This window comes from Paraburkholderia oxyphila NBRC 105797 (assembly GCF_000685075.1).
GTDB lineage: Bacteria > Pseudomonadota > Gammaproteobacteria > Burkholderiales > Burkholderiaceae > Paraburkholderia > Paraburkholderia oxyphila.
Genome location: NZ_BAYD01000217.1, coordinates 1 through 5,008 on the forward strand (window position 1 = coordinate 1; position 5,008 = coordinate 5,008).

4 protein-coding genes and 1 pseudogene are annotated in these 5,008 nt (G+C 65.1%); 1 reads left to right on the plus strand and 4 read right to left on the minus strand.

What is annotated here, in order from left to right:
- Positions 1-42 precede the first annotated feature (42 nt).
- The 3 genes and pseudogenes from BO1_RS55885 to BO1_RS48065 form a co-directional block, all read right to left on the minus strand.
- A pseudogene (locus BO1_RS55885) lies at positions 43-1,293 on the minus strand (NADH:flavin oxidoreductase).
- Between the two features lie 16 nt (positions 1,294-1,309).
- Complete coding sequence (locus tag BO1_RS48060; RefSeq protein ID WP_028223673.1) at positions 1,310-2,086, minus strand: SDR family oxidoreductase; 777 nt, start codon at positions 2,084-2,086, stop codon at positions 1,310-1,312.
- Positions 2,087-2,186: 100 nt separating this feature from the next.
- Entirely contained in the window at positions 2,187-2,672 is a 486-nt protein-coding gene (locus BO1_RS48065) for an SRPBCC domain-containing protein (protein WP_028223674.1), read from the minus strand.
- Positions 2,673-2,956: 284 nt separating this feature from the next.
- Between BO1_RS48065 and BO1_RS48070 the strand changes: the two genes are divergently transcribed.
- On the plus strand, positions 2,957-4,099 hold the full coding sequence (locus BO1_RS48070; protein WP_028223675.1) for an acyltransferase family protein: 1,143 nt from the start codon (positions 2,957-2,959) through the stop codon (positions 4,097-4,099).
- 70 nt (positions 4,100-4,169) lie between these two features.
- Here BO1_RS48070 and BO1_RS48075 read toward each other — a convergent pair whose 3' ends face one another.
- Complete coding sequence (locus tag BO1_RS48075) at positions 4,170-4,943, minus strand: SDR family NAD(P)-dependent oxidoreductase (protein ID WP_028223676.1); 774 nt, start codon at positions 4,941-4,943, stop codon at positions 4,170-4,172.
- Between the last annotated feature and the right edge of the window lie 65 nt (positions 4,944-5,008).

The following is a 5,008-nucleotide window of genomic DNA, read 5'->3' on the forward strand; positions in this document are numbered from 1 at the left end:
CGAAAACAAGTTAAGGCCAACGCCTTAGACCCTGCAAGGCTCTCAGCCTGCAGCAAGCAACTGCGTCATAGCAGGATCATTCCCCGTCCCGAGCGCACAACTCACTCCAGCCGGGTCATAGATCCTGGCAACACACGCATTGCAACTATTGCATTCCGAACGCGCAAGCGCTCCACTCCGAAAGTGCTCCACAAGCGCCGGATCATGAATCAACGCACGCGCAAGCGCGACACAATCGAACCCTTCGGCCATCAACTGCTCGACGCCGTCGAGCGATCGCACACCGCCCACATAGGCGAGCGGCATTTTCACGGCCGCGCGTATCGTTCTGGAATCCTGCAGGAAATAATTCTCCCGGAACTTGAGATTACGCGGCGTGCGCATCTCCAGCATCTTCACTCCGAGCTACGCAAACAGATGCGGCGCGGCAGCCTTCATCTGCGCGGTAGGCATAGGGCTCCCGAACAGCACCCAAGGGCTTTCCACATTGCGCCCCCCGCTCAGCGTCAACAGATCGGCACCCGCGTCCTCAAGCAAGCGCGCCGTCACGGCCGAGTCCTCCGCACTGTTGCCGCCCGCCGCGCCATCGCTCACACTCAGCTTGCAAGTCACCGCGAGCTGCGCGCCCACGGCGTCCTTCACCTGGTGCAGCACATGCAAAGGAAAACGGCTGCGCTGCTCGACACTGCCGCCAAAGCGATCGTGGCGGCGATTACTGAGCGGCGAGAGGAACTGGTTGAGCAGATAGCCGTGCCCCATGTGGATCTCCACGGCGTCGAATCCGCTCTCGCGCGCGAGGCGCGCGGCTTCTGCGAATTCGGCGGCCACGCGCACCATGTCAACTTCGCTCATCGCGCGCTGGAAGTACACGCCGTAAAGCATGCCAAACGCGTTCAGCCCGCTCGATGCCGATGGCGGCGTGCGGCTGCCGCCGTGGCGCATCATCGTGAACGAGCCGGCATGCGTGATCTGCAGGCAAGCAGCGGCACCCTCGCGATGCACCGCATCCGTGAGCACCCGCAAATGCGGCACGATGCCGGCGTGCATATGCATCTGATGCGAGAACGTCAGCCCGTCCGCGGCCACCGCCGCGTAGGCCACCGTGGTCATGCCGATGCCGCCCGCCGCAAGATCGCGGTGATGCTTGACGAGCGCCTGGGTCGGCAATCCCACCGGCGTCATGCCCTCGTTGGCGCCCGCCTTGATGAACCGGTTGCGCAGCGTGAGCGGGCCGATGCGCAGCGGCGAAAAGGGCGAGGGCGGCGGTGGGGCGGACGCGTGAGTTTCTTGCATGGGGCGCTCCATGGAATCAGAAAGCATCCGGGCGCACGCTCGCGTCGTGCCCACCGTCGATGAAAAGCACGCTGCCGTGGATGAACCCGGCCTGCTCGCCGCAAACATAGTGGATCAGCGACGCGATTTCGTCGGGCTCGGCGCGACGCCCCACGGGCGGTACGAACTGGCGGATGGCCTCGCCGTAGCGCGCATCGCGCAGGCCGGCTTCCAGCAAAGGCGTTTGCACCGCCCCCGGCGCCACGGCGTTCAGGCGCACGCCGGCACGGCCCCATGACGCCGCGCGGCGGCGCACCGCAACGGCCAGCGCGTGCTTGGAGCTCGCATAGGCCGCGTAGCCGGCCTGGTCGGCGGGACTCGCTTCCACGAGCGCATGCACGCGGGCCTCGTCGTCTTCGAGGTAGGCGTCGTGCAGTGGATGGCCTGCCCACGGCTGCAGCACTGCCGAGTTCGACGACACCGCCACGGCTGCCGGCTTGCTGCCGCGCTTGAGCGCCTCGAACAGGCCGTCAAGCAGCGCGAGCGTGCCGAAGTAGTTGACGCTCGCGACGAGCGTGGCCGGTTCGGCCTGCGGGCCCAGGCCCGCGCAGCATACGAGCGCGTCGATGACGCCGCCGCTGCGCGCGAGCACGGCGTCGATGGCGGCCTCGCGGCCCGCGGCGCTCGACAGGTCGGCGCACACGTCGGCGCGCGCGATGTCGACGCCGATCACGTTCATGCCGGCTTCGGCGAATTGCCGCTGGACGGCGGCGCCAATGCCTGAGGCGCTGCCGGTGATGACTGCGGTTTTCATGCGTGGTCTCTTCGGTTGGAGTGGCTGGGCGGCGGCGAGCGTCTGCATTCAACGGTCATGTTGCCCCGTGCGCGCGATGTGTGTGCCGCCTGCATTGAAATCAGACCGCCTGGGTCGCGCGGGCTTCGCGGTACAGCGTTTCTGCGCGCTGCTTGAGGGCGTGCGCAACCGCGGAGAATCCCTGGCGCACCCATTCGCCGTGCTGCGCCATCACGGTGGGCGCGGTCGGCCCGAGGAAGAGATCGGTGGAGTGATAGCGGCAGCGTGCTTCATCGAGTATCTCGATGATCTGGTCGCGGCGCGCCGCGTCCGGGTTGTCCGCGCTCGAAATCATTTCCCACGAGAGCAGCGTCGGGCGGTCGAACGCGGCCAGCTGCTCGACGACATGAAGCAGCTCGCCGGGCCGCGTCGGGTCGGGCAGATACAGGTTGACCGGCTCGCCCATGCGCAGCGTCGATTCGACCTTCACGGTGTACGGGTTCCACTCGGGATAGCGGGGGAGATCGATCAGGATGTCCCAGACGAACGATGCGGGCGCATCAATATCGACCTTGACCGAGCTGACGAGGTATTGCGAGTCGGACATGCGAGCCTCCTTGGGGCGGGAAAGGGTCGCGTGAGGCACGCACATGCGCCGGCTCACGCGTCGCCATCGTGTCACCGGCAGGGCCCGGCCTTCTTCGTCCGGACGGACTAAAGGCGGGCAAACCCCAGGGGAAACGCCGGGAAATAGCGCCATTCCGCCGATGCATCGCCGCCCGCGTCATCTGCCCCTTGCATTGCGTAAATTGATACGAGGATTTATTTATGTTTTTTTTAACGACCGGCGCAGGTAGGCTCCAAGCCATTGACTAGCAAAAGGGGCACATCATGTCCGGAGCGCTTGCGTCCCGTGCGCCGTCGGCCAAATCGCTCAAAATCGACGCGATCCGGTTCATGGCGGCGCTCTGGGTGATGCTCTACCACTTCGGTCCGCCGCCGTTCAAGGCGTTCTTTCCGGCCGCGCTGGCAGGCGTGGGGGGCGCGCTCTGGTCGGGCTCCGTGCTCCTTTTCGCGGGACCGGCCGCGGTCATCGTGTTTTTTGTCATTTCCGGTTATTGCATTCACAACGCATATCACCGCGATGCGACGTTGCGGCCCATTAATTATTTTGCGTCGCGCTATGTGCGCATTGGGTTGCCGCTCGTCGTGGTCGCGGTGCTTTGCCAGCCGCTCGGCAATGCGGGCAATCTGCTCGAGTCGGTGCTGTGGTCGCTTTACTGCGAGATCGTCTATTACACGATCTATCCGCTGCTGCGCAGCCGCTTTCGCTACGTGGGCGAAATGATCGTGGGCGTGGCGCTTGCCGCCGCGGTAATGGTCTGGTACCGCCACACGCATACGCAGCTCGTGTGCGCGCATTGCGTGTACGAAAACTATGGCGTGGCCGGCACGGCCTTCCTGTATCTGCCGGGCTGGCTGCTCGGCTGCCTCGTGGCCGAGATGCATCGCAGCGCCATCGACGGCCGTTCGAGCTATCGGGCATCGGCGCTCACGGCGGGCATCGCGCGCGGCCTCGCGGCGGTGTCGGGCTGGCTCGCGAAGCATCTGGCCGCCGCGCGCATTGCGATCGTGGCGGCGGGGTCGTTCACGTTCTTGCTCGCATCTACCTCGCACATCAAGCCGGCTTTTCTGCCGTTCATTGGACCGGATATCACGCTGCCGGTGTTCCAGTTCGTCGTGGCCGGATGGATCGCGGCGGAAACGGCCACGCAGGGCCGCAGCGCATTCTGGCGCTACGCTGGTGCGCTCGGTGCGTGGTCGTACAGCCTGTATCTGTGCCACAAGCTTGCGCTGGCCATTCTCGGCGAGACTGGCTATCCGCAGGGACAGACGCTCGCCTGGCTCGCGACGGTGGGCGTTGCGCTGGCAACGAGCTACGCGTTCTACTGCGCCGTCGAGCGGCCTTCGCACCGGCTCGCGCACCGCTTGCGCAAGTTCGTTGCGAAGGTGCCTACGCGGCCGGCGGTTTGAGGGGCGCTGGGAGGATTGGCGCCGGTACAGGGTATCGGCCTCACCGCGTAGCGCAGTCGTCACGATTTCTTTAGATGCCGAAGCCGCCGGACACGTTCAGTTGCTGCCCGGTGATGTAGGCGGCGTTTTCGGACGCGAGGAACACGGCGGCACGGCCAATGTCCTCGGGCTTGCCCCAGCGTTTGAGGGCGAGCATCTGCATCGTTTCGTCGATCCATTTCTGGTCGAACTGGCCCTGCTCGAGGAGTTGCGGGAACATGCCGGCCTCGATCACGCCGACCAGGACGGAATTCGCGCGGATGTTGTAGCGGCCTTCTTCACGGGCGATGCCCTTTAACAGGGATTCATTGGCGGCTTTTGGGGCGACCGACAGGCCGTCACGATCGGGCCAGCGCAGATGGCCGGCCGAGCCCAGCGCAACGAACGAGCCGCCGCCCGCGGCGCGCAGGTGGGGCAGTGCGGCCTTGGCGGCATTGAAGAAGCCCATGACCTCGATGTCGATGGCGCGACGCCAGTCTTCGTGGCTCATCTCGCTGATGTGGCGTTGGTTGACGAAAGGGCCTGCCGCCCAGACGATGGTGTGTACGCGGCCGTGAGTTTCTATGGCGGCGTCGAGTGTGGCCTGGACTTGGGCGGTGTCGGTCACGTCGACCTGGTGGGTGCTCGATTTGATGCCTGATTCGCGGATCTGCGTGGCGATGCGGTGTGCTACGTCGGCCTTGGATCGGTAGGCGACTGCGACCGGTACGCCGGTGCGAGCGAACTCCAGGGCCACGCCTTGGCCAATGCCGCCGCTGCCGCCGAAAATCAGGGCGGCGCCTTCCGGGAATCCATTCTTGATCATGGTTGGTTTTCCTGTTTGATCAGTGAGCGTTTTTTTAAGGCTTTGGCCTTAACTTGTATTCGCGG

Bases quoted from the DNA above. Each gene is read 5' to 3' on its own strand.
- BO1_RS48060 (WP_028223673.1), bottom strand. From the start codon at position 2,086: ATGAAAACCGCAGTCATCACCGGCAGCGCCTCAGGCATTGGCGCCGCC.
- BO1_RS48075 (WP_028223676.1), bottom strand. From the start codon at position 4,943: ATGATCAAGAATGGATTCCCGGAAGGCGCCGCCCTGATTTTCGGCGGC.
- BO1_RS48065 (WP_028223674.1), bottom strand. From the start codon at position 2,672: ATGTCCGACTCGCAATACCTCGTCAGCTCGGTCAAGGTCGATATTGAT.
- BO1_RS48070 (WP_028223675.1), top strand. From the start codon at position 2,957: ATGTCCGGAGCGCTTGCGTCCCGTGCGCCGTCGGCCAAATCGCTCAAA.